The sequence below is a fragment of the Mycolicibacterium boenickei genome, assembly GCF_010731295.1.
Taxonomy (GTDB): domain Bacteria; phylum Actinomycetota; class Actinomycetes; order Mycobacteriales; family Mycobacteriaceae; genus Mycobacterium; species Mycobacterium boenickei.
Map to the genome: position 1 here is coordinate 1580776 of NZ_AP022579.1, position 23589 is coordinate 1604364.

Sequence of the window (23589 nt, forward strand, 5' to 3'; positions counted from 1 at the left end):
CGTGTGACTAGTGCGTTCGGGGACTGTTCGGACGGATATCGGCCGCTACATCACCGCGCCGCCGTTGACCCCGAGAGTCTGACCGGTGATGAAGCCCGCTTCCTCGGAGCACAGGAAGCCCACGGCGGCAGCGATATCCGCTCCGGTGCCGAGGCGGCCGAGGGGAATGTTGGCGGCGATCGTCTCATTGGGCGGCAGATATCCCGCGGCTTGCGACTGGTGCTGCATAGGGGTTTCGATGCCCGACGGGGGAATGTTGTTGACCGTGATGCCGTGTGCGGCATATTCGCGGGCCAGTGATTTCGTCAACGTCAGCAGTGCGCCTTTGGAGGCCGCGTAGTGCGCGGCGAACGGTGTGCCGCGCTGGGCGCTCGACGAGGAGATCATCACGATGCGGCCCCATCCGGCGTCGACCATGTCCGGCAGGGCCACCTGACAACACCGGAAGGTGCCGCTCAGGTTCACGTCGATCATCTGGGCCCAGGACTGCTCGGTGATGTCGGCGAAGGAGGCATACCCGAACATGCCCGCACTGGTGACCAGGATGCCGACGGCCCCGAGTTCACTACGGACCTTGCCGAAGGCCTCTTCCACCGCGGCGCGGTCGGTGATGTCGGCGCCGACCGCGAAAGCGGTGACGCCGGCCGACCGTAGATCATCGGTGACGCGTTGCGCGGCATCGGCATTCACGTCGAGTACGGCGACCTTGTGGCCGCGTCGCCCCAACTCGTGGCACGTCGCTTCGCCCATGCCCGAAGCCCCGCCGGTCACCACAGCCACCCTGCTCATACTTGCTTTACTCATAGACCACTCTCACTCGGCGGCTGGTGGGCAGCGCCTGACACGTCACCACCCAACCCTCTGCGATCTCGTCGTCGTCGAGGGCGTCGTTGTTGAGCATGTGTGCGCTGCCCTCGGTCACCTGCGCCATACACGTTCCGCACGAACCGGTTTCGCACGACGACGGCGCCTTGAGGCCGGCCAACCGCGCGGTCTGCAGCAGCGTATTGCCGGGCCGGTAGGGCACGGTGACGGTCCGGCGGTCGAGCTCGATGGTCACCTCTTCTGTGACGGTGGGTTCGGCTGGGTCGGGTGGTGGGATCGCCGCGACCGTGAAGCGCTCCAGATGCAGTTGTCGCTTGGGAATTCCGGCGTCGAGGAGCACCCGCTCGACGGTGTCCATGAACGGTGCGGGACCACAGATGTAGTAGTCGGTATGTGCGTGGTCGCCTCTCGGTTCAGCACTGCCGATGAAGTCGGCGACCTGTTGTGGCGAGACGATCCCATCGCGGTCATCGAGGTGGTGGTGCACCTCGAGTCGCCCGGCGTGCACATCGATGAGGCTCGACAATGCGTCCTGGAAGATGACCGACTCGCGATTGCGGTTGGCGTAGAACAGCCGGGCCCTGCGGGTGGTGGTAGCCAGCGCCGAGTGCACCAGGGAGAACACCGGGGTGATGCCGCTGCCGCCGGCGAAGGTGACGACGTCCCGGTCTGTCGAGGTGAGGACGAAGCGTCCCTCGGGCGGTGCGATGTGCAGCTCGTCGCCGATGCTCACGGTGTCGTTGACCCAGTTGGAGACCAGGCCGTCGCGATCGCGTTTGACGGTGATTCGTAGATCGCGTTCGACGGCGGGGGACGAGGACATCGAATAGCACCGGGGGTGTTCGGCCCCGTCGATTCTCGCCCGAATGGTGATGAATTGCCCTGCCGCATAACGGAACTGATCTCGGACCGACTCGGGGATGTCGAGAACCAGGGACACTGCGTCGACGGTCTCCCTGATCACCTGCTTGACCCGCACTGCGGTGAACCCGTCCGCGTCGGTGACGCGGGCAGGGCGATCCAGGGGTTTCGTCGACGTCTCCATCGCGTTCGACATTATCAAGTACTTGCTATTAATCTCAAGTGGTAGATACGGGTTGCGGTGCAGGGGCGCACCCAGCTGGGGTTGAGGCGCGCAGACGATACGTCAGCACCACCATTTCGCTTGTTCGGCGCACCTCGATTACCCGTCGGTAAGCCTCAGGCTCTACGCTGCGGTCTGACGCTCGCGGTGATTGTGCCGCTCTACCTGCCGCACACACCCCGAGGACACCTTTGATGGCGATCGCCGATGTTCCCGCCTACCTGCATCTCAGCAGTGAGGATGTCGAAAAGATCGCCTATGAACTCGACGTGATCCGCCGAGACATCGAGGACTCGCTCGGAGCGAAGGACGCGGCCTACATCCGGCGGGTGATCCATTTCCAGCGGGCGCTCGAGGTCGTGGCACGACTGACGATCGCCGGGAGCCGGTCGAAGACCGGGTGGCTCGTGGGAACGTGCGCGCTGGCATATGCGAAGTCCATCGAGAACATGGAACTCGGCCACAACATCTCCCATGGCCAGTGGGATTGGATGAATGATCCCGAAATCCACTCCAACACCTGGGAGTGGGACATGGTCGGGCATTCTGCGCAGTGGCGGTACTCGCACAATTACCGGCACCACGTGTACAGCAATGTGCTCGGCATGGACGAGGACATCGGTTATCGCCTGCATCGGGTCACCACCGACCAGCCGTGGCGCTGGGTCCACCTCGCGACTCCGGTCCGAAACCTGGTGCTCGCCGCGATGTTCGAGTGGGGGATCGCCCTGCATGGCCTGCACTCCGAGCGCCTTCGGCACGAGACACCAGACGGCCTCGCCGTGGAGAAGCGGAACTTTCGCGACAAGATCGTTCGGCAGCTCGCCAAGGATTATGTGTTCCTACCCGCACTGAGCCTGCGCCGGTGGCGTCGGACTCTGGCAGCCAACATCACCGCGAATGTGCTGCGGAACCTGTGGGTGTACGTCAACATCATCTGCGGGCACATCCCCGACGGCGCCGAGACGTTCGACCCGGCGGTGGTCAAGGACGAGACCAACGGCGAGTGGTACCTCCGGCAAATGGTCGGGACTGCGAACTTCAACGCGAGCCCCCTGCTGGCGATCTCCGGCGGTCACCTGTGCTACCAGATCGAGCATCACCTGTTCCCCGACCTGCCGAGCAACCGTCTGCCAGAGATCAGCGTTCGCGTACGGGAACTGTGCGAGAAGTACGACCTGCCCTACAACACGGCATCGCTTCCGCGCCAGTACTTCCGGACGCAACGGATCATCCATGGATTGGCGTTTCCCGACTGGATGCTGAGCATCGGCCGGCGACGCCGCACATAGGAGAGCGCTCCATCGGGAGACGTCACGGGTCGATGTGATCGGAGTGCGGGGTGTGGCCCGTTCCCTGCTCGATCACCCGGCGCAGGAGCGCTTTCAGCTGCTCCTGCTCGTCATCGCTGAGCACGCCGAACACCCGCTCGTGGGCCGCGACCGCGTCGGCCACCACCGCAGAGGCCACGGCGCGGCCCTCATCGGTCAGGAAAACCTGCAGGATGCGCCCGTGCTGCGGGTCCTGTTTGCGCTCGACCAGGCCGCGCTTCTCCAGCGCGGTCAGCGCGAGTTGGACACCCTGAGGGGTGATCAGCAGGCGTCGGGCCAGCTCAGCCCCGGATAGGCCCGGTTGATTGGTCAGCTGGCGCAGGACGCCGATCTGGGCGGTGGTGACGCCGTGCTCCTTGACGGACTCGTTCACCTCGGTCAGCGAGAAGTAGAACGCCTGCTTGAGCCACCACAAGGTGTTCTCGGTGAGGTCCATGCTCTCGTCTCCTGCCGTGCCCACCACCTCGACGCTAGCGCACCTCGTGTTTGTAGATCACGCCATCTTTCATCACGAACCGCACATCGAGCGTCGCCGCGACGTCCACGCTGGGGTCTCCCGCGACGGCGATGACGTCGGCCAGATACCCCGGCGTCAGTTGCCCCAGTTCGTCGGCGGCATCGACCAGTTCCGCGGCCACCACGGTCGCGGCCTGCAACGCCTGCATCGGGGTCATGCCGCGCTCGACCAGTGCGCACAGTTCCTTGGCGTTCTCGCCGTGCGGGATCGCCGGGGCGTCGGTGCCGCACGCGATGCGGACCCCGGCGGCAATCGCCTTGGGCAGCATCGATTTTGCTCGTGGGAACACGTCAAGCGCCTTCTTGCGCAGCTCCGGTGCGATCCGGTCGACGGCCATCGCATCCGTCAGGTAGGTGGTGGACACCAGGAACGTGCCGTGGTCGACCATCATCTGGATCGTCTCGTCGCTGGCCAGGAATCCGTGTTCGATGCAGTCGATGCCGGCCCGGATGCAGGCCTGGATGGCGGTGTCCCCGACGGCGTGGGCGGCGACCTTGACCCCGGCGCGGTGCGCCTCGTCGGCGATGGCGGCGAACTCGGCGTCGGAGTACTGCTGGGCACCTGGCGCGGTGCTGTGCGACATCACGCCGCCCGACGCGGACACCTTGATCAGCTTGGCGCCGTGGCGAATCTGGTAGCGCACGCAGGCGATGACGTCGGGCACCCCATTGGCGATGCCCTCGGCCACCGACAGCGGCATGATGCCAGGTGCGAGCCGCTGGAACACCGTGGGATCGAGGTGCCCGCCATACGGGGTGACGGCGTGGCCGGCCGGATAGATGCGCGGCCCTTGATGCCAGCCCTGGTCGATGGCCCGCTGCAGTGCGACGTCGAGCAGGTAGCCACCGGTCTTGACCATCAGGCCCAGGTTGCGGACAGTGGTGAACCCGGCGTCCAGCGTGGTGCGGGCGTTGACCGCGCCGCGCAGCGTCCGGTACGCCGGGTCGTCCTGCACGCCGTGCATAGGGGTCGGCAGGCCGCCGGGGTTGCCCGGACCGCCGATCAGCAGGTTGAGCTCCATGTCCATCAGCCCGGGCAGCAGGGTGGCGTCGCCGAGGTCGATAACGGTCGCGGAATTCGGTAATGGCCCTTCGGGATTCACCGCGGTGATGCGGTTTCCCTCGACGACCACGACAGCCGGAGACCGGACCTCGCCGCCGGCCACGTCCACCCAACGGTCGGCGCGCAGAACCGTCGTCGAGGTTTCGGCTTGGGTCACGGCACCGGCTCAGCGACGCAGTCCAACGATGTCGCACCGGAATCGGGTACCCGCGGCTGCTTCCAGCACTCCACCGGGAACGACACCGTGATCATCGAGTACAGCAGGTGCATCAGGTTCAGCACGTCCTCGGGTAGGTCATCGAGACTGAACTTGTCGCAGAAGCTGATCGCCTCCTCGGCCCTCGGCGTGATCGCGTCGTAGAAGGCCTGCATCTCGGTCATGGTGGAAGCCAGTCGCTTGGCGTAGCGCTGCGGTTCACTGGACAGGCACCAGCCCGAAAACGGTTCCAGATCAGCGAATTCAGCGGGCAGTCGGGTGCTCATCGGTTCACACTCCTGCGGTCTTGCGCTGGTAGTCGTCGATCCAGGCCGCCGTCTCCTTGTGCAGGTGACGCAGCAGGATCTCCTGGTCGCAGAGCAGGAACTCGTCGACCACCCGGGTCTCGATGGAGCTCTGCGTCGCCTCCAGGGTGTTGGCATCCTGCAGGCCGTACTCCTTGAACGAGACGGCGGCCAACTCCTGGCCCAACCGTTCCCGCGGCGTGCGCGGCTGCGGGAAGTACAGCGTGCACTCGAAGGTGTGCGTGTTGAACGACGTCGGCCAGTAGTGGTACGTCAGATACCAGCCCTGGCCCCAGAACAACAGGACGAAGTTGGGGAACAGCTGGAACGAATCCAGGCCCCACGGGTCGCACTTGGCGGGGTTCAGCCCAGCCGGCATCTCGCCGAGATCCGGCTTCTCCCACGGGCCGAAAAGCCCGCTCTGGCAGATGTCTTCGATGGGCTTGCGCATCTCGTCGGGCATCTCCCACGCACGCACGCCCGACGTGCTCACCAGCCGGTGTGGCCCTTCGATCCGGTAGTGCGGTGCCTCGAAACCGGACTCTGCGGCGGCCTTCGAGTAGGCGGTGGGGGACTGGTTCGCGTGCAGGATGGGTGCGTGGTAGAACTCCTGGAAGGCGTCCATGTAGAGCTTCCAATTCGCTTTCACCTCAGAGCGATAGGTGAACCGCGAGGTCATCTTGTCGAAGGGGTAACCCTCCAGATCGGTGATCATGGGTCCCAGGAACTCGCGCAGTGACTGTTCGGGGACTTTCGCGAAGTTGACGAAGATGAATCCTTCCCACACTTCGCAGTGCACGGGAACCAGGCCGTAGCGGCTCTTGTCGAGGTCGAAGAACTCGCCTTCCTGCTGGACGAAGGTCAGCTGACCGTCCAGGTCGTAGCGCCAGGCGTGGTACTTGCAGGTGAACTGCCGGCACACCCCGCTGGTCTCCTCGAGCGGCATGTCATCCCAGACCAGCTTGTTGCCGCGGTGTCGGCAGACGTTGTGGAAAGCCTTGATCTGCCCGGATTTGCCGCGAACCACGATGATCGAGGTGTTGGCGGCCTTCATCTCCCTGGTGAAATAGCTGCCTGTGCGTGAAAGCTGTTCGACCCGACCGACATTCAGCCAGGCGCGCTTGAAGATCGCCCGGCGTTCCAGTTCGTAGATCTCCGGACTGATCGAATCTTCGTACGAGACCGGGCCGGTGCCCAGGTCGGGATAGTGCTGGGTCCAGCTGCCTTCAGCCGGCTTGGGAAACCGAGCCATGCCCGCTCCTCTGCGATGTGATTCGGCCGACGATGCCGACATGGGCTGCGGACGCCGGCCAGGGCTTCAAGCTCGACGGTAGACGGCGGTTCCATCAATGACAAGTAGTTGATACTCTCGGAGGACTGAGGCGGAAGGATCCGAATGGATCAGCATCTTGGGGAGTACCTCGGAGTCGAGGCGGACTGGTCGCTGGAGGGCGACCACCGTGACACGATCGAGGTCATCTCGCCGCACACCGAACAGCCCATTGCCCGCGTGGTGGCGAGCCGGCCGGCGGACGTCGACGCGGCGGTCGCGGCCGCACGCACGGCCGCCGACCACGGACCGTGGCCACGGCTCGATCCGGCGGAGCGGATCGCGGCGGTACGCGGTCTCGCCGAGTTGTACTCACGGCGCCGCGGTGAGATGGCCCAGCTGATCTCGGCCGAGATGGGTGCGCCGATCAGTTTTGCCCAGCGCGCACAGGTCGGGCTGCCGGCGATGATGATTCCCGCGTTCTGCGACCTCGCCGAGGGCTACCCCTGGCGTGAGGTCCGTTCTGGGTTCTTCGGCTCCGACGTCCACGTTCGTAAGGAGCCGGTCGGCGTCGTCGCCGCCGTCGTGCCGTGGAACATGCCGCAGTTCCTCATCATCGCCAAACTGGTGCCCGCCTTGTTGGCCGGCTGTGCGGTGATACTCAAACCCGCACCCGAATCACCCTTGGATGCCCTGCTTTTGGCCGAGATCCTCAAGGAGGTGGGTCTGCCCGAGGGCGTCGTCACGGTGGTGCCAGGTGATGCCGAGGTCGGCGCCCACCTGGTCGGTCACCCCGGTGTCGACAAGGTCTCGTTCACCGGGTCCAGCGCCGCGGGCCGGGCCGTCGCGGCCGCGGCCGCGGCCAACCTGACCAAGGTGAGTCTCGAGCTCGGCGGGAAGTCGGCGGCCGTCGTGCTGGACGATGCCGACCCCGAAACCGTTGCGGCCGGCGTTCGTTCGGCCAGCCTGTCCAACAGCGGCCAGATCTGCAACGCGCTGACCCGCATCCTGGTGCCCGCCGCGCGTGAGCGCGAATTCGTCGACGCCCTGGCCGCGCGGATGAGCGCGCTCGTCGTGGGCGACCCTGCCGATCCCGCGACCGAGTTGGGACCCCTCGTTTCGCGACGACAGCAGCAGCGCGTCCGCGGCTACATCGACCTCGGACAACGTGAGGGGGCCCGGCTGGTCTGCGGCGGGACTGCGCTACCTGACGGGGTGGACACCGGCTGGTATGTCCGGCCCACCTTGTTCGACGGCGCGAACAACACGATGCGCATCGCCCGCGAGGAGATCTTCGGTCCGGTGCTGACGGTGATCGGGTACCGGGACGAGGACGAAGCGGTCGCGATCGCCAACGACTCCGACTACGGCCTGGCCGGTTCGGTCTGGACCGCCGATTCCGACCGCGGCGTCAGCGTCGCCGAACGTGTACAAACGGGCACTTTCGGGGTAAACCAGGGGTACACAATGGATCCGTTCGCACCGTTCGGCGGCGTCAAGGACAGTGGATACGGCCGGGAGCTGGGCCGTGAAGGGCTCGAAGGCTATCTAGAGACCAAATCCATCGCCGTCGCAACCGCACGTTGAGGGGACGAAGATGACCGTAACCGCCTCACAGAGGGTTCCCGCCGCCGAACGCATCGCCGTGCGCTGCGTCGACTCCGATGTCCATCCGGTGCCGCGCCGCGGCGTGCTGGGGGAGTACATCCCCGAGCCGTGGCGCAGCCGGTACTTCGGGACGCACGACGTCGGTGAGCTGATCTACTACGACGCGCCCGACTATGCGCACGCCTATGCCATGCGCACCGACACCTTCCCCTCCGACGGTGAATTCGCAGGCAGCGATCCCGATCTGGCGTTCCGGCAGTTGATCATGGAGGCCGGAGCCGACATCGCGATCCTGGAACCGGCGGCATACTCGGCGCACATCCCCGAGGCCAACCACGCCATGAACTGTGCGTTGAACGACTGGCAGGCCAACCACTGGCTGGACAGTCACAACAACTGGCACGAGCGGTGGCGTGGCTCCATCTGCCTGGCTGTCGAGGCGCCGGAGCTCGGGGCGCAGGAGATCGAGCGGTGGGCCGGCCATCCTTACATGGCGCAGATCCTGATCAAGGCCGAGCCGCGGCCGTCGTGGGGTGATCCGAAGTACGACCCGATCTGGGCCGCGGCCACCAAGCACGACATCACGGTGAGCTGCCATCTGTCTCGCGGCGAATACGACGAGTTGCCGCTGCCCCCGGTCGGGTTGCCCAGCTACAACCACGATTTCATGGTCACGTACTCCCTGTTGGCGGCCAACCAGGTGATGAGCCTGATCTTCGACGGGGTCTTCGACCGGTTCCCGACGCTGCGGGTGGTGTTCGTCGAGCATGCCTTCACCTGGATCCTGCCGCTGATGTGGCGCATGGACGCCATCTACGAGAAGCGCAAGAGCTGGATGGACATCAAGCGCAAGCCATCGGAATACGTCAAGGACCACATCAAGTTCACCACCCAGCCGTTGGACTATCCCGAGGACAAGACGGAACTGTCCCGGGCGTTCGAGTGGATGGAGTGCGAGAAGATTCTGCTGTTCTCGTCGGACTACCCGCACTGGACCTTCGATGACCCCCGCTGGCTGGTCAAGCACCTGCCCGAGCATGCGCGCGAGGCCATCATGTTCCGCAACGGCATCGAGACCTACAAGCTGCCCGAGACCGTGCCGGTCCTCGAGGGCCAGGTACGCGTGTTCTAAGCCGCCCAACTCTTGCGCGAAACTACGGTCTATTGCGAAACTTCCGGCGGATCGCACCAGAAACCGTAGTTTCGGGGTTGAGAGGGCGTGCAGCCAAATCAGGGCAGCTCGATGGCCGACACATACATTTCGACGATCGGCCGGTAGAGGTCGACGTCATCTAGCTCGCTGCCCAGTACGACGGCGTCGCTGGTGGCAATGAGTACCTGGGCGAAGGTCGAGGCCGGAATGCGTAACGTGGCTCCCCAGCGCTCCATCCCGGAGGCGATGAACTTGCCCAGCGCCTCGACGACTTCGGCGCGTTTGGCCGCCACCCGCTCCCGAGCCTCTGGATTGCGACGCAGGTAGAGCGTGAATTCGTGGCCGAGGGCAGCGTGGTCGGCACCTCGGTCTCGGCTCAGCTCGCGCCAGCGTTTGGCGATCTCGTCGAGCTCGGCCGGCCCGACCTGGGTCGCGCCGGACATCACCTCGGCGAAGTTGTCGAAATACCGCCGCCAGTACCGGTCGCTGACGGCCAGGAAGAGATCGTCCTTGGTAGCGAAATGCTTGTAGATGGCGCCCTTGGTGTAACCAGCGGCGCGGGCGATGTCGTCGAGAGTGGCTGGTGCGAAACCTTTCTCGGCGAACACCTCCTCAGCGGCATCGAGCAGCACTGAGCGTGTGTGCTCAAGCCTGCGTTCCCGGGTCCAGCGCTCCGCCATGGCCAAAAGTCTGCCACAGAATCTGAGTAACCTATTGGAATCTCAGATACCAGTGAGTATATTTGCAGCGGTCGGCCTGCCTCGCACCGCCGACTGCATCCACGATCGTCAAGGGGAAACCGATCATGAGTGATCTGTCGAAGAAGCCCGTCATCACCGAAGACGTCGGCGGGATCGCCGACCTCGGAAAGCAGAGTCCGTCGTCATCCAACGCGTTCAAGATCTGGGCGACTGTCGGCGGTTTGGTGCTCGCGCTGACCTTGTATCTGTTCGTCCGATGGGTCAGCGGCCCCTATTTCGAGCCCGTGTCGGGTGGCCCGAGCGAGCCGCCGTTGTACATGAAGATCCCACTGATCGCCAACGCCGTCGTGCTCTGGATCGGCTTACCGGTTGCCTTGTGGTTCTTCATCATTCGGCCGTGGGTACGGGAGCGGCGGATCACCCTGGACGGCATGCTGCTGGTGTCGATGGCTCTGATGATGTTCCAGGATCCGATGCTCAACTACTACAGCACCTGGTGCACGTACAACGCCTGGCTGTTCAACCAGGGTTCGTGGGCGCCATACATTCCGGGTTGGGTGGCGCACGAGGAGCCGGGGCATACCGTGCCCGAGCCGCTGCTGACCAACATCCCCGGCTACGCGTACGGCGTCTTGCTGATCACCATCGTCGGATGCGCGCTCATGCGCAAGATCAAGAACCGGTGGCCCGGCATCAGCAACCTGCGCCTGATCCTGGTCACCTACGGCATCGCCTTCGTCTTCGACTTCGTGATGGAGGCCCTGGTGATGCTGCCGATCGGCTTCTACTCCTACCCCGGTGCCATCCAATCGCTCTCGTTCAACGCCGGGACCTATTACCAGTGGCCCATCTACGAAGGCTTCATGTGGGGCGGCGTCCAGGCGGCGCTGTGCTGCTTGCGCTTCTTCACCGATGACCGCGGACACACCGTGGTCGAACGTGGAATCGAACGGCTCCGCGGCGGTTTCGTCAAGCAGCAGTTCGTCCGCTTTCTCGCGATCTTCGGCGGTGTCAGCGCGTGCTTCTTCCTCTTCTACAACGTCCCCGCGACCTGGCTGGGCATGCACGGAGATGCGTGGCCCGAAGATGTCCAGAAGCGCTCGTACTTCAACCCGGGCATCTGCGGCGAGGGAACTGACCGGCCATGTCCGAATCCTGATCTGCCGCTACCGACCAAGCATTCTGGGTATGTCAACCACGACGGTGAACTGGTTCTGCCGGATGGGGTGAGCATCCCGCCGGTGGTGCCGATCCAGAGGCCGGAAAAGCCATGACGGTCAGTAAGTTTCGGCCAACCGTCGAATCGGGAACACAACCGCCGTTCTATCGGCCCGCGGGCCGGGAGGTCGAGACCTTCCGGGCGGCCGCCCGCCGCGGCGCACCAGTGCTCCTGAAAGGCCCCACCGGGTGTGGCAAGACCCGTTTCGTCGAGGCGATGGCTCACGAACTCGGTCGCGAGCTCATCACCGTCGCCGGCCATGAAGACATGACATCGGCGGATCTGGTGGGCCGGTTCCTGCTGAAGGGCGGCGAAACCGTATGGGTGGACGGCCCGTTGACCAGAGCGGTGCGCGACGGCGCCATCTGCTATCTCGACGAGATCGTGGAGGCACGTCAGGACACGACGGTGGTCATCCACCCGCTCGCCGACCACCGGCGTGAGTTGCCCATCGACCGCCTGGGCACCAGCTTGTCCGCGGCGCCCGGCTTTCAACTGGTGATCTCGTACAACCCCGGCTACCAAAGCATTCTGAAGAGCCTCAAAGACTCGACCCGTCAGCGGTTCGTCGCGATCAGTCTCGACTTCCCGACTGCCGAGATCGAGACTGAGATCGTCGCCTGGGAGGCGGGTATCGACCCGGCTATCGCTGAAACGCTGGTCACGCTCGGCAACGCGATCCGGCGGCTCGACGGCTCCGCACTGAGCGAGGTGGCCTCGACCCGCATGCTGATTCTCGCCGGCGGTCTCGTAGGCGAGGGGCTCGGCTTGCGCGACGCTGTGCAGTCCGCCGTGGTGGAGGTGCTGTCGGACGATCCCGACATCATCCGGAGCCTCGGAGAACTGGTCGACGCAGTCCTGCCGCCGCCGTGAGCACCGGGCTCCCCGAACCGCACCACTTCGGTCTGCTGGCGGGTTTCCTCGCCGGGCGCCCGGTCGAGGTGGTTGTAGCACCCGCGGACGAGCCCGCCTACACCGACGGGCGGGTCGTCTTCGTTTCGGCGAATGCCGATCGGGACCGGCAGCGTCGCGAGGTACTGGTCCAGAGCGCACTCCTCGGAGCCGGAAGCCTGGACAGTCAGTACGTCAAGCGGCTGCGGGCGCGGCCCTCGCTTGCGCGCCGCTATCTGGGGCTCGAAGGCCATCGGGTTCTGGCCGAACTCGGCCCGCGGATTGCCCTGGCGGCATCGGTCGCCCCCACCTCGGCGGCGCCGTCGGCCAGTTGCGAGGAATCGTTGCAGATCGCTCTGGGCCGAACCGAACTCGACGCGCCGCCGGATTGGTTCGGCACGATCAAACCGGCCAAACTGATCCACACCCGCGGTGAATCTGGTTCACGGGCGACCGAAGCCGACGTCCGGATGAACGTCGAGCACACCGACCCGCCCGACGGGGATGAGGACGAGGACGACGACGGACCGGCAGAGAAGAGCCGGATCCTCAAACTGTTCGAGGCTCCGATCGGTGTGCAGGCGCCCGCGAGATTCTTACGCACCCTCTTCAGCAGCTCCCGCTCCTCTCGAAGCGAGGGCGCCGGCGGCGAGGTGGGGGTGGGCTCGATGCGACGGACGTTGCGCGCCGGAGTGAACGCGCGGCCGATGCCGACCCCGATCCGCTTCGTCGGTGCCGACAGACCTGGTGCGGCACTTACGGTCGGTGGGGCTCTGTATCCGGAGTGGGACGTCTTCGGCGGCCGGTATCGGGAGAATTGGTGTCGCGTGGTCGACTATCCGATCACTGCCCCTGCGGATGTCTCAACGGTTGGCGTAGCCCGCGATGCGGTGCTGCGCCGCAGGCTGGCACGAGTCGGTCTCGGACCCAAAGTGTTACGCGCCCGCGCCGACGGTGACGACGTGGATATCGAGGCCATGATCGACCTGTTCGTCGATTTGCGCTCAGGCCACTCACCGCCCGAGCACGTGTACACCGAGCGCCGCCGGCTGGCGCGCAATCTCGGTGTGCTCATCCTCGTCGACGCATCGGGATCGGTGACCGACGCCGACGGCGAAGGGCACGCCGTCCATGATCACCAACGCCGCGCGGCAGCGACGCTCGCTGTGACGCTCGAGGAGCTCGGTGACCGCGTGGCTGTCTACGGCTTTCGTTCCCAGGGCCGCCGCGCGGTGCACCTGCTCGCTGTCAAGACGTTCGGGCAGGGATTCGGCGCTCGCGAACGGGCGCGGCTCAGTCAGCTGCAGCCCTTCGGCTATACCCGCCTGGGCGCCGGGATCCGCGGCGCCGGTGCGATCCTCAAAAGTCAAGCGGGAACACCACATCGGCTGTTGATCGTGCTCTCCGACGGCTACCCGTACGACGACGGTTATGAAGGTCGCTACGCCCAGGCGGACACCGCCAAGGCCCTCGAAGAATTGCGCGCAGACGGCGTGGCATGTCTGTGCCTGTCGATCGGTACCGACCGTGATGCCGACGCACTCGACCGCGTTTTCGGACCGGCCAGTCACGCCGGCGCCGCGAAGCTGTCCGAGCTGAGCCCAAGAATGGATGAGTTGTTCTTGTCCGCGCTGGCCGAGTTGGCGGCTCCGAAGCCACGGTGAGGTCTGTCAGGGGCTGGCCGGGCCGCACGTGGCGTCGACGCGGCCGGCCTTACGCAACAGCGCCTTGAGTTGCCGTTGTTCGCTGGGCGTGAGACGGTCCAGTACCCGCTGATCGGCGATGTGGACGGCGTCCTCGGCGCGGGTGAGCAAGGTTCGGCCCGTCGCGGTGAGTTCGGCAGGCAGTGCTTTACCCGCGGCCGCAGTATCGGGGCGGCGCACGGCACCCGCGGCCTCCAGCCGGTGCAGCAGCTGATTGGTGGCCTGCGCACTGACGTTGGTGACGCGTGCCAGCTCGGCACTGGTGAGCCCGGGATTCAGCGAGATGATCCGTAAACAGACGAACTCCGGCAGTCCGAGTCCGAGCGGGGTGAGCACCGCCGCCACCTCGGGGCGCAACGTCGCAGCCACCCGGTGCAGCAGGTATCCCAGCGGCTCACTGTCGGGGGCAGTCATAGCTGGCATCTTCACATGCGCCGCCGCCGTCGACCATCCAGATGAGCCGCACCGTTTCGCCCACAGCTCAACCAGTTCTCAGCCAGATCTCATTGAATTGGCCCCGACTCGAGCGTATCAAGGAACTTGATACACCTGTCGGGCCGTGCTCCTGCGGTCCGGTTGAAACCTGGAAAAAGGATGTGTGACATGGGTTTTGGAGGATTCTTCGGCGGCTTCGGTCCGGCGGGGTTCGGCGGCGGTAACTGCGGTCCCGAGGGTCAGGGCGGTTTCGGTTCTGGTGCGTTCGGTGGCGGCTTCGGCGGAGGTTTCGGCGGCCCCGGATTCGGTAAGGGCTTCGGGCCGGGCTTCGCACTCAAGCGTGCCGCCGTCGGGACCGCGGCACTGTTGCTCGACGGGCCGGCCACGGCGGAACAGATCGTGGAGCGCACCACGGAGGCCACCGGCGGTGCTTTCACGCCGCCGCAGGACATCGTCGAACTCGCCATCGCAGCACTTGCCGGCCGCGGCGTGGTCACCGTCTCCGACGGCGTCGCCACGCTGACCGAATTCGGCACCCAGCTGCTGGCCTGGCGCGGTGTCACCAGCGAGACCGCGCATGCCTTCTTGGGCAAGGCGGGCAAGTTCGCCGACGTCATCAAGATCCGCACCGGACTGCACGAGGTCGCGGGGTTGGCCCGCACCATCGCGTTCACCGGCACGGACGAGCAGAAGGCCAAGCTCACCGAGGTACGGACCAATCTGCTCGCGGCGATCACCGAGGCGAAGAAGGCCCTGCACGGGGTGCTCGCCGAGAGCTGAGGCTCAAACCCCCGCCGAGACTACGGTTTGTGGCCCGAAATCCGGTAAATCACATCAGAAACCGTAGTCTCGGCGCCAGGCGGCTAGCGCAGCACCGCACCCGGATTGAGGATGCCCTGTGGGTCCAGGGCGTCCTTGATCCGGCGGGTCAGCGCGATCACGTCGTCACCGAGTTGTAGTGGCAGCCAATCTCTTTTGAGCCGGCCGATGCCGTGCTCGCCGGTGATGGTGCCACCCATGGCAATCGCCAGTTCCATGACCCGGGCGAACGCCACCCGGGCCCGCTCGCTCATGTCCGGATCGTCGGCATCGAATATCACCACCGGGTGCGTGTTTCCGTCGCCGGCGTGGGCGACGACGCAGATCAACACGTCGCAGTCCTCGGCGATGCGCTTGATGCCGGCCACCAGCTCGGGCAGGTCGGGGATGGGCACGGTGACGTCCTCGAGGTAGAACGTGCCCAGTTGCATCAGGGCCAGGCCCACCAGGCGCCGGGCCGCGGTGAACGCTGCGCCCTCTTCGGGGTCGTCCGTTGCGTAAACCTCGGTGGCCCCGGACTTCTCGCAGGCCTCGACGATGTGGGCGATCTCCTCGGCGGCAGCGCCCGGTGCATCGGATTGCACCAGCAGCATCGCCTCTGCCGAGCGGTCCAGACCCATCCGCCGGTAGTCCTCGACCGCGTTGATGGTGGCGTGGTCCATGAGTTCCAGCATGGCCGGCCGCACCTTCTCGGTGATGGCCACCACCGCGTCGGCGGCGTCCTGCACCGAGCCGAACAGCGCGACCGCTGTCGACGCCGGGGGCTGAGCCGGGATCAGCCGCAGGGTGAGCTCGGTGATCACGCCGAGGATGCCTTCGGAACCGACGAACAGCTTCGTCAAGGACAGCCCGGCAACATCTTTCAAGCGTGGGCCGCCCAACCGGACCGCGGTGCCGTCGGCGAGTACCACCTGCATGCCGAGCACGTAGTCGCTGGTGACCCCGTACTTCACACAGCACAACCCGCCGGCGTTGGTCGCCGCGTTTCCGCCGATCGAGGAGATCTCGACGGAGCCGGGGTCGGGCGGATACCACAGCCCGTGCTCAGCGGCAGCCTTCTTCACCTCGGAGTTCATCAGGCCGGGTTGCACCACGGCGGTGCGGCTCGCGGTGTCGATGCGGATGTCCCGCATCCGTTCGGTGCTGAGGATGATGCCGCCGTCGACCCCGTTGGCGCCACCGGCGAGACCGGATCCCGCACCTCGGGGCACCACGGGGACCCGGTGTGCGCTCGCCCAGCGCAGCACGGCCTGCACGTCCTCGGTGCTGCGGGCCCGCACCACGGCCAAGGCTCGGCCGGCCTCCGGGTCGAGCGCGGCGTCGCGGCGATAGCCCTCGATCACGGCGGGGTCGGTGATCACCGCATGGTCGGGCAGCTGGGCCGCGAGTGCGGCGAGCTCGGCGTCCGGAGTGGACATCTCTGAAAGTCTAGTAACCGGACGCGACGACCGAGGTGTTCTGCGCTTCGGCCTGTGCCCTGGCCCTGGCCCAGTTCAAGAACTCCGCGACGGCATCGGCGGTGTAGTGCCCGCGCGGTGAGCCGAAGATGTCGAATGCGTGCTGGGCGTGCGGGATCTCGGCGTAGATCACCGGCGAGTGGGAGACCTTGCGCAGTGCGGCGACGAACTCCCGGCCTTCGCCGACCGGGATGAGGGAATCGTTGGTTCCGTGCAGCACGAAAAACGGTGGAGCATCGGGACGCACCAGCAAGATCGGTGAGGCATCTTTGTACACCTGGTCATTGGCGGCCAGCGGCAGCTTGACGATGAGCCGTTCCAGCGCCTCGATGAATTCCTGCCGGCCGGTGCCGGTGGTGCTGAACCAGTCGTAGCGGCCGTAGACGGGCACCGCCGCCGCGACGGAGGTGTCGGCGTCCTCGAAACCCGGCTGCCACTTGGGATCATTCGGGGTCAGCGCAGCCAGCGCGGTCAGGTGCCCGCCCGCCGATCCGCCGGTGATGCACACCGCGTCTGGGTCGCCGCCGTATTCGGCGATGTTGGCCTTCACCCAGGCCAGCGCCTGCTTCACGTCGATGATGTGGTTGGGCCAGGGGTGGCGCGGGCTGATCCGGTAGCCGATGGACACGCAGATCCAGCCCTGCTCGGCCAGGTGGCTCATCAGCGGATACGACTGCGGCCGGCGCATGCCGATCATCCAGGCCCCGCCCGGGACCTGCAGCAGCACCGGCGCCTTGCCGTCCAGCGGCAGGTCAGGACGCATCCAGATGTCGGCCAGGTTGGCCCGGTGCGGGCCGTAGTGCACCGTTTTGCGGACATAGCGGCGCCGGCTCATCGACGTCGAGTAGACCTCGCCGCGACGCAGCGGCCGCAGCGCGGACGGGTACTCGTCGGCCAGTGCCTCGCGCACCGGGTCCTCGAAATAGTGCCGCGACTGCACCCCACGACGGTGTACCAGCACCAGCAGCGCCCAGGAAATCGCCTTGAACAGCAGGGAGATTCGGCCACTTGCGGACCGGTAGTCGCCACGGATGCCGCGGCGCAGCGCGTCGAGGGCCGACCCGGTGATCACCAGTGGTGCGTTCTCGGAGGTCGGCCAGCCGAAAGCGAAGGCCAGGATGGTGCTGTAGCCCTTGCGTCCGATCGGCTTCACTGCGTTGGCCGCGTTGAGCAGCTCGACAGCGGCAAGGAGCAGCCGCCTTCTTGGTTCAGGGTGGCGGTCAGCCATTCACCTTCTCCTGGAGTTGGCGACGGTCGATCTTGCCGGTGCTGTTGCGCGGCAACTCGTCGAGCACAGTGATCTCCCGCGGCACTTTGTAATTGGCGAGGTTCTCCCGAACATACGCCTTGAGGTCATCGGGGGTGGCGGAGCCGGAGAGCACCACGAAGGCGACCAGGCGTTGCCCGTACTGCGTGTCGTCGACACCGATCACCGCGGCCTCGGCCACCTCGGGATGGCCGGCCAGGACCTTCTCCACCTCGATCGGGTACACGTTCTCGCCGCCGGAGACGATCATCTCGTCGTCACGGCCCACCACGAACAACCGGCCCGCGTCATCCAGGTAGCCGACATCGCCCGAGGACATGAAGCCCTCGTGGAAATCCTTCGTCGTGCCGGAGGTGTAGCCGTCGAACTGGGTGGAGTTGCGCACGTAGATGGTGCCTACGTCCCCGGTCGGAACCTGCCGGAACTCGCTGTCGAGGATGCGAATCTCGGTGCCCTCAGCGGGTTTACCCGCGGTGTCGGGTGCGGCGCGCAGATCGGCCGGTGTCGCGGTGGCGATCATGCCGGCTTCGGTGGCGTTGTAGTTGTTGTAGATGATGTCGCCGAACCGGTCCATGAACGCGATGACGACGTCGGGACGCATGCGCGATCCGGATGCCGCGGCGAACCGCAGCGTGCGTCCGTCGTAGCGGTTCAGCACGTTGTCCGGCAGTTCCATGATCCGGTCGAACATCACCGGCACCACGCACAGCCCCTTGGCCCGGTGCCGGTCGACCAGCTCGAGCGTGGCCTCGGGATCGAACTTGCGCCGGGTGACGATGGTGCACGCCATCGACGCCGCGAAGGCCAGTTGCGAGAACCCCCAGGCGTGGAACATGGGTGCCACGATCACGACCCGCTCTTCGGTGTGCCACGGGGTGCGATCCAGGATCGACTTGAGCACCTCGGGGCCGCCGCCGGAATGCTTGGCGCCCTTGGGGGTTCCGGTGGTCCCCGAGGTCAGCAGGATCACCTTACTTTTTTCATCGGCCCGCCGGGGCTCCTCACCCCGGTGCTGCTCGACGAGTTTCGCGACGGTGACGTCGTGGGCGTGGGTATCGGTCCACGCCACGATCCGTGCGGTGTTCGGACGCGCGGCAAGCGCCTGATCAAGGGTGCCGGTGAACTCTTCGTCGTAGATCACGGCATCGACCGCTTCACGGTCGACCACCTCGGCCAGTGCGGGCCCGGCGAACGAGGTGTTGAGCAACAGCACATCGGCGCCGATCCGGTTGGCAGCGATCAGCGACAGCACGAAGCCGCGGTGATTGCGGGCCATGATGCCGAGCACTTTCGGTTCACCACTGGGCAGCGCCTGAAGTCCGGCGGCCAGGGCGTCGGCCTGCTGGTCCACCTGCTGCCAGGTCAGCGTGCCGAGTTCGTCGACCAAACCGGGCCGGTTCGGGCAGCGCTGCGCCGAGGCCGCGAAACCCGAAGTGACACTCATGTTCTCGCGCGCCATCGCGGCGGCGATGCGCAGGTACTTGTCCGGGCGCATCACCGCGAGGATGCCGGCCCGGCGCATGGTCGCGACCAGGCCGGCGGTGTCGGTGACCCGGTCCAGCGGTCCCGTCAGCAGATCGAGCGGATTCACCGGGGCTCAGCCGATCACCGGGAAGCGGCGTTCTTCGGCCAGCTCGTCCAGCGCGCGCTGCATGACCCGGCGGACGTGCGCGTCGACCTCGTCGATGTCGGGGTTCTCGCCGAATTCGGCCTCGATGTCGATCGGCGGCAGCGTCTTCATCACGATCTTGGACGGCAACGGCACATTGAGTGGCAGCACTGCCGAAAGGCCGAACGGGAAGCCGAACGACACCGGCACGATCTTGGTGCGGGCCATCCGCGCGATCGGGCCGAGCGCCTTGGCGATCTCGGTTCCGCGGGACAGGAAGAGTTGCGTCTCCTGACCGCCGATGCCGACCATGGGCACGATCGGCACGCCGGCGTTGATCGCGGCCTTGATGTACCCGGTGCGACCGGCGAAGTCGATCTTGTTGGCCGACAGGGTCGGTCGGTACACGTCGTAGTCGCCACCGGGGAACACCACGACCACGCCGCCTGACCGCAGGGCCTCGTCGGCATTCTCGTGGTTGGCCCGGATGAAGCCGGTCTTCTTGAAGAAGGCCGCGGTCGGGCCGGTCATCAGCATGTCGTGGCTGAGGGTGTAGACCGGGCGCTCGAATCCGAACTTCTCGTAGAAGCCCGTCGCGAACACCGGCACGTCGAGTGCGAACAGGCCGCCGGAATGGTTCGACACCACCAGTGCGCCGCCGTTGGGGAAGCTGTCCAGCCCGCGCACCTCGGCCCGGTGGTAGCCCTTGATGAGCGGCCGCAGGAAGCCCATGACCTTCTCGGTCAGGCCCGGATCCCACTTGGTGATTTCGGACGGGTCGATGTCGGTCGCAGCCACAGGGTCCCCCTGATGTGGATTGGAACGTGTTCTAGTTTTGCTAGTGTACCCAGGTCGAGGCGGAAAAACCCATTTGCTATGTGAGCCCCTCAACCTACCGCCGAGTAGCTGCGGACAATCCTCTCAAAACCACAGGTCGCGCGCCGTGGCAATGGGATCACCGGATAAGCCGGGCAACTTGACCTGAACCGTGGTTGAGGCACCATCATTGGCCGTCATGGGCCCATTGCCACCTGACTCGGGATTCGATCTGCACGGCTACCTCGACCGGATCGGCTATCGCGGTTCGACGGAACCGAGCGTCGACACCTTGCGGGACATCGTCGCCGCACACGGTCGCTCCATCCCGTTCGAGAACCTGGACCCGCTGCTGGGCATCCCGGTCGCTGATCTCAGTGCGGCGGCGTTGTCGGACAAGCTCGTCACCCGGCGCCGCGGCGGCTACTGCTACGAGCACAACGGACTGCTCGGGTACGCCCTCGATGAACTGGGCTACGGCGTCGACCGTCTCGCCGGGCGCGTGGTCTGGATGAAGGAGCCCGACGCCCCGTTGCCTGCGCTCACCCACAACGTGCTGGCCGTGACGGTGCCCGGGGAGGCCGGGCGCTACCTGGTGGACGCCGGTTTCGGCGGACAGACGCTGTCGTCGCCGATCCGGTTGCAGACCGGCGCGGTGCAGCCGACCCGCCATGAGCCGTACCGGCTGCTCGAATTGCCGACCCGCCACGAGCCGGAGTACGAGTTGGCCGCACAGGTCCGCGGTGCGTGGCAGCCGCTGTATCGGTTCACCACAGTGCCGCAGCCGCGTATCGATCTGGAAGTCGGAAGTTGGTATGTGTCAACACATCCCGGTGGAGTTTTCGTCGTCGGGCTGTCCGTGGCGCTGGTCACCGACGACGCCAGGATCAACCTGCGCGGCCGGAACCTGGCGATCCACAGCCACGGTGAGACCGAGCGCATCCGCTTCGATACCGCCGCCCAGGTGCTCGACGCGCTCACCGAACGGTTCGGGCTCAACCTGTCCGATCTCGACGGTGTCGATGTCGAGGCCCGGGTGGCGCAGGTGCTGGACAGCTGAGCCGGTCGGGACGACCACAGCAGGAAATGTCATGTTCTGAGGGCGGACGGCCGACCATACTCGGTGACCGTGGAGGACCAACCGAACGGACGCGACCGGCTGCGCGAGCTGCTCGACGCCGTCGTCGACGACGAGAACTCGGGCGTAGGCGACATGGCGCGCAGCAGTTACGCGTCGGAATTCCACTTCTCCCGGGAAGTAAGGAGACTCACGGGAGAGCCGCCTGCCGCACTGCGCCGGCGGGTCATGCTCGAGCGCGCGGCCTGGCGGTTGCAGCAGGGGGCCGGGGTGGCGGAGGTCGCCGAAACCGAAGGCTGGTCGTCTGCCGAGGTGTTCTCGCGGGCATTTCGCCGCGCGTTCGGTGTGCCCCCCTCTCGCGCCGACGATGTCGGGTTCCGGCTGACCGCGCCCAACGGGGTGCACTTCCACCCGCCGCAGTCGTTGTGGTGCGATGCCGACCCACGTGAATCCGGCGGTCCGGATATCGCCCAGTTCATGCTCGTGCACGACGTCGCCGACACCGAGTACCTGATCGGTGTCGCCGCCACACTCTCGGAACAGCTGTGGGCCCAGGAGATTTCGCCGGGACAGGTAGTACTGGACTGGGACGGGCCCGAACCCAGCGTCGCGGCGGTACTCGGCGCGATCGTATGGACCAAGGAAGTCTGGCTGGCGACAATCGAGGGCCGGGATTTTCCCTCGCGTGACACGACCAGCAAGGCAACCGCCGAGCAACTCGCCGCACATCACCGCGCCATCGGAAAACGCTGGACCACACTGATATCGGAGTACTCGGCAGCGGGACGGCTGGGGGACACGGTGATCGACGCACTGTGCGATCCGCCGGAATCCTTTCAGCTGTACGGGATCATCGCGCACGTGCTGACCTATTCGGCGCATCGGCGTGCCCTCGTTCGGGGCATGTTGGCCCGGCATGGCGTGGAAGTAGACCGGGGAGACCCGCTGGAATGGATGAGGAGGGACTGACTGGTGAAGACCGTTTATTACACCGCGTCGAGCCTGGACGGGTTCATCGTGGACACCGAAGGCAGCTTGGACTGGCTGATCACGCGGAACATCGACCAGGGCGGCCCGTTCGGGTACGACGAGTTCATCAAAACCATTGGTGCGCTGGTGATGGGATCGACGACGTACGAGTGGATCGTGAAGAACCACCCCGACGAGTGGGGGTACGACCAGCCGACGTGGGTGCTGACTCATCGACCAGAGATCATCTCCGCCGAGTATCCGGTGCAGGTTTTCTCCGGCGAGGTCACCGAACTGCATCCGCAGCTGGTGACGGCGGCAGCGGGCCGGGATGTCTGGGTGGTCGGCGGGGGAGACGTCGCCGCGCAGTTCGTCACGACGGGACTGATCGACGAGCTGATCGTCAGCTACGCACCCTGCACGCTGGGGGCGGGCGCACCGGTTCTGCCGGTCCGTTCGGAGTGGGCGCTGGCCGAGTCTGCGCCCAATGGTGACTTTGTCTGTGCGCGCTGGGTCAGGGCACCGGGCGGCTGACCCCGGGTACCCCGTTCCGTCGGACGAATTCCCTTGACTTGATCAGGAATTCGAGTTGCCGGGCGACGTCGTGCAACGGGTCGACCGACCGGGACGAGCGGCACAGCACCACAGCGCCTTCCAGGGTGGCGATGCACATCACCGCCAGGGAGGATGCGTCGGATTCGTCGAAACCGTCGGCGCTGAAGGCCGCGGTCAGCGCTGCACGCCAGCGGTCGAAGATGGCCGCGGCGGCAGCGGCGAGTTCAGGTTCTTCGTCCGGCGCGGCGATCGCGACCGCGACCACCGGACAGCCTGCCGTGAAATCGCTTCCGGTGAGCACACGTTCCCAGAACTCGATGAATCGATGTACCAGATCCCATGCGCTGTCGGAAGACTCGGCACCGATGATGCCGCCGATGGTGTTCGCGGCGAACTGGAGCGCCTCGGTCAGGATCTGACGGCGGCCGCCGGGGAAGTGGTGGTACACCGATCCGCGTGGTGCGCCGCTACGGGTCAGTACCTCGTCGATCGTGACACCGGCGGCGCCGCGCTCGCGCAGCACTTCGACCGCGCTGCCGAGCATGCGGGCACGAGTGGAGCCGCGCTTGTTCCGCGGCTTCGCGGCGGTGTCAGGCGACCCGGTCATGCAGGAATTGCGAGGAACAGCGAAGCAGCATCCGCGGGGTGAGGGTGCGCACGGCCGGGGTGTGTGGTGTGCGAACCCGACGGGTGAACCGGTGACCGGCGAGGTTGAGCTC

At 65.9% G+C, this 23589-nt stretch carries 23 protein-coding genes; 10 read left to right on the forward strand and 13 right to left on the reverse strand.

Annotated features, from left to right (window positions below):
- Positions 1-45 precede the first annotated feature (45 nt).
- Together G6N57_RS07395 and G6N57_RS07400 are read right to left on the reverse strand one after the other, a co-directional pair.
- Positions 46-789: an SDR family NAD(P)-dependent oxidoreductase gene (locus G6N57_RS07395; RefSeq protein ID WP_077739891.1), complete on the reverse strand. Its 744-nt coding sequence runs from the start codon at positions 787-789 to the stop codon at positions 46-48.
- Positions 790-796: 7 nt separating this feature from the next.
- Positions 797-1870 (reverse strand): ferredoxin--NADP reductase, encoded by a 1074-nt coding sequence (locus tag G6N57_RS07400; protein WP_077741817.1) that lies wholly within the window; start codon positions 1868-1870, stop codon positions 797-799.
- 233 nt (positions 1871-2103) lie between these two features.
- Between G6N57_RS07400 and G6N57_RS07405 the strand changes: the two genes are divergently transcribed.
- A complete protein-coding gene (locus G6N57_RS07405) occupies positions 2104-3201 on the forward strand; it encodes a fatty acid desaturase family protein (RefSeq protein WP_077739892.1) in 1098 nt (365 codons plus the stop codon).
- A 22-nt stretch (positions 3202-3223) separates the two neighbouring features.
- On the opposite strand, the gene G6N57_RS07410 is transcribed toward G6N57_RS07405, so the two are convergent.
- The 4 genes from G6N57_RS07410 to G6N57_RS07425 are packed head-to-tail and all read right to left on the reverse strand — an operon-like array spanning position 3224 to position 6572.
- Positions 3224-3676, reverse strand: a complete 453-nt coding sequence (locus G6N57_RS07410; protein ID WP_077739893.1) for a MarR family winged helix-turn-helix transcriptional regulator — start codon at positions 3674-3676, stop codon at positions 3224-3226.
- Between the two features lie 34 nt (positions 3677-3710).
- Positions 3711-4976: a metal-dependent hydrolase family protein gene (locus tag G6N57_RS07415; protein WP_077739894.1), complete on the reverse strand. Its 1266-nt coding sequence runs from the start codon at positions 4974-4976 to the stop codon at positions 3711-3713.
- Entirely contained in the window at positions 4973-5302 is a 330-nt protein-coding gene (locus tag G6N57_RS07420) for a hypothetical protein (protein WP_077739895.1), read from the reverse strand. Before G6N57_RS07420 ends, G6N57_RS07415 begins: the two co-directional genes overlap by 4 nt.
- A 4-nt stretch (positions 5303-5306) precedes the next feature.
- Positions 5307-6572, reverse strand: a complete 1266-nt coding sequence (locus G6N57_RS07425) for an aromatic ring-hydroxylating oxygenase subunit alpha (RefSeq protein WP_077739896.1) — start codon at positions 6570-6572, stop codon at positions 5307-5309.
- 144 nt (positions 6573-6716) lie between these two features.
- On the opposite strand from G6N57_RS07425, the gene G6N57_RS07430 reads away from it, so the two are divergent.
- Both G6N57_RS07430 and G6N57_RS07435 read left to right on the forward strand, forming a co-directional pair.
- Positions 6717-8177, forward strand: coding sequence for an aldehyde dehydrogenase (locus G6N57_RS07430; RefSeq protein WP_097926504.1), 1461 nt, complete (start codon positions 6717-6719; stop codon positions 8175-8177).
- 10 nt (positions 8178-8187) lie between these two features.
- Positions 8188-9330 carry an amidohydrolase family protein gene (locus G6N57_RS07435; RefSeq protein WP_077739898.1) on the forward strand — a complete coding sequence of 381 codons (1143 nt, stop codon included), beginning with the start codon at positions 8188-8190 and terminating at the stop codon, positions 9328-9330.
- Between the two features lie 98 nt (positions 9331-9428).
- Here G6N57_RS07435 and G6N57_RS07440 read toward each other — a convergent pair whose 3' ends face one another.
- A complete protein-coding gene (locus tag G6N57_RS07440) occupies positions 9429-10031 on the reverse strand; it encodes a TetR/AcrR family transcriptional regulator (protein WP_077739899.1) in 603 nt (200 codons plus the stop codon).
- A gap of 125 nt (positions 10032-10156) precedes the next feature.
- Between G6N57_RS07440 and G6N57_RS07445 the strand changes: the two genes are divergently transcribed.
- The 3 genes from G6N57_RS07445 to G6N57_RS07455 are packed head-to-tail and all read left to right on the forward strand — an operon-like array spanning position 10157 to position 13826.
- A complete protein-coding gene (locus tag G6N57_RS07445) occupies positions 10157-11326 on the forward strand; it encodes a spirocyclase AveC family protein (protein ID WP_077739900.1) in 1170 nt (389 codons plus the stop codon).
- Entirely contained in the window at positions 11323-12144 is an 822-nt protein-coding gene (locus G6N57_RS07450; RefSeq protein ID WP_077739901.1) for a CbbQ/NirQ/NorQ/GpvN family protein, read from the forward strand. Before G6N57_RS07445 ends, G6N57_RS07450 begins: the two co-directional genes overlap by 4 nt.
- Positions 12141-13826 (forward strand): nitric oxide reductase activation protein NorD, encoded by a 1686-nt coding sequence (locus G6N57_RS07455; RefSeq protein WP_077739902.1) that lies wholly within the window; start codon positions 12141-12143, stop codon positions 13824-13826. Before G6N57_RS07450 ends, G6N57_RS07455 begins: the two co-directional genes overlap by 4 nt.
- 6 nt (positions 13827-13832) lie before the next feature.
- On the opposite strand, the gene G6N57_RS07460 is transcribed toward G6N57_RS07455, so the two are convergent.
- Positions 13833-14279 (reverse strand): MarR family winged helix-turn-helix transcriptional regulator, encoded by a 447-nt coding sequence (locus G6N57_RS07460; protein ID WP_077739903.1) that lies wholly within the window; start codon positions 14277-14279, stop codon positions 13833-13835.
- 189 nt (positions 14280-14468) lie between these two features.
- Between G6N57_RS07460 and G6N57_RS07465 the strand changes: the two genes are divergently transcribed.
- Entirely contained in the window at positions 14469-15080 is a 612-nt protein-coding gene (locus G6N57_RS07465) for a hypothetical protein (protein ID WP_077739904.1), read from the forward strand.
- Positions 15081-15163: 83 nt separating this feature from the next.
- On the opposite strand, the gene G6N57_RS07470 is transcribed toward G6N57_RS07465, so the two are convergent.
- The 4 genes from G6N57_RS07470 to G6N57_RS07485 all read right to left on the reverse strand — a co-directional run bounded on the left by G6N57_RS07470 (position 15164) and on the right by G6N57_RS07485 (position 20250).
- Positions 15164-16537, reverse strand: a complete 1374-nt coding sequence (locus tag G6N57_RS07470) for an FAD-binding oxidoreductase (RefSeq protein ID WP_077739905.1) — start codon at positions 16535-16537, stop codon at positions 15164-15166.
- A gap of 10 nt (positions 16538-16547) precedes the next feature.
- On the reverse strand, positions 16548-17804 hold the full coding sequence (locus tag G6N57_RS07475) for an alpha/beta hydrolase (RefSeq protein ID WP_077739906.1): 1257 nt from the start codon (positions 17802-17804) through the stop codon (positions 16548-16550).
- Positions 17797-19365 (reverse strand): acyl-CoA ligase FadD12, encoded by a 1569-nt coding sequence (fadD12, locus tag G6N57_RS07480; protein ID WP_234815890.1) that lies wholly within the window; start codon positions 19363-19365, stop codon positions 17797-17799. The genes G6N57_RS07475 and fadD12 overlap by 8 nt, the downstream gene beginning before the upstream one ends.
- Before the next feature lie 75 nt (positions 19366-19440).
- On the reverse strand, positions 19441-20250 hold the full coding sequence (locus tag G6N57_RS07485; protein WP_077739908.1) for a 1-acyl-sn-glycerol-3-phosphate acyltransferase: 810 nt from the start codon (positions 20248-20250) through the stop codon (positions 19441-19443).
- Between the two features lie 217 nt (positions 20251-20467).
- Between G6N57_RS07485 and G6N57_RS07490 the strand changes: the two genes are divergently transcribed.
- From G6N57_RS07490 to G6N57_RS07500, 3 genes are all read left to right on the forward strand, one after another.
- Positions 20468-21328, forward strand: a complete 861-nt coding sequence (locus G6N57_RS07490) for an arylamine N-acetyltransferase family protein (protein WP_077739909.1) — start codon at positions 20468-20470, stop codon at positions 21326-21328.
- Positions 21329-21391: 63 nt separating this feature from the next.
- On the forward strand, positions 21392-22315 hold the full coding sequence (locus G6N57_RS07495) for a helix-turn-helix domain-containing protein (protein WP_077739910.1): 924 nt from the start codon (positions 21392-21394) through the stop codon (positions 22313-22315).
- Positions 22316-22318: 3 nt separating this feature from the next.
- Positions 22319-22849, forward strand: a complete 531-nt coding sequence (locus G6N57_RS07500; RefSeq protein ID WP_077739911.1) for a dihydrofolate reductase family protein — start codon at positions 22319-22321, stop codon at positions 22847-22849.
- Here G6N57_RS07500 and G6N57_RS07505 read toward each other — a convergent pair.
- A complete protein-coding gene (locus G6N57_RS07505; protein WP_077739912.1) occupies positions 22830-23477 on the reverse strand; it encodes a TetR/AcrR family transcriptional regulator in 648 nt (215 codons plus the stop codon). The genes G6N57_RS07500 and G6N57_RS07505 overlap by 20 nt on opposite strands.
- Positions 23478-23589: the final 112 nt, after the last annotated feature.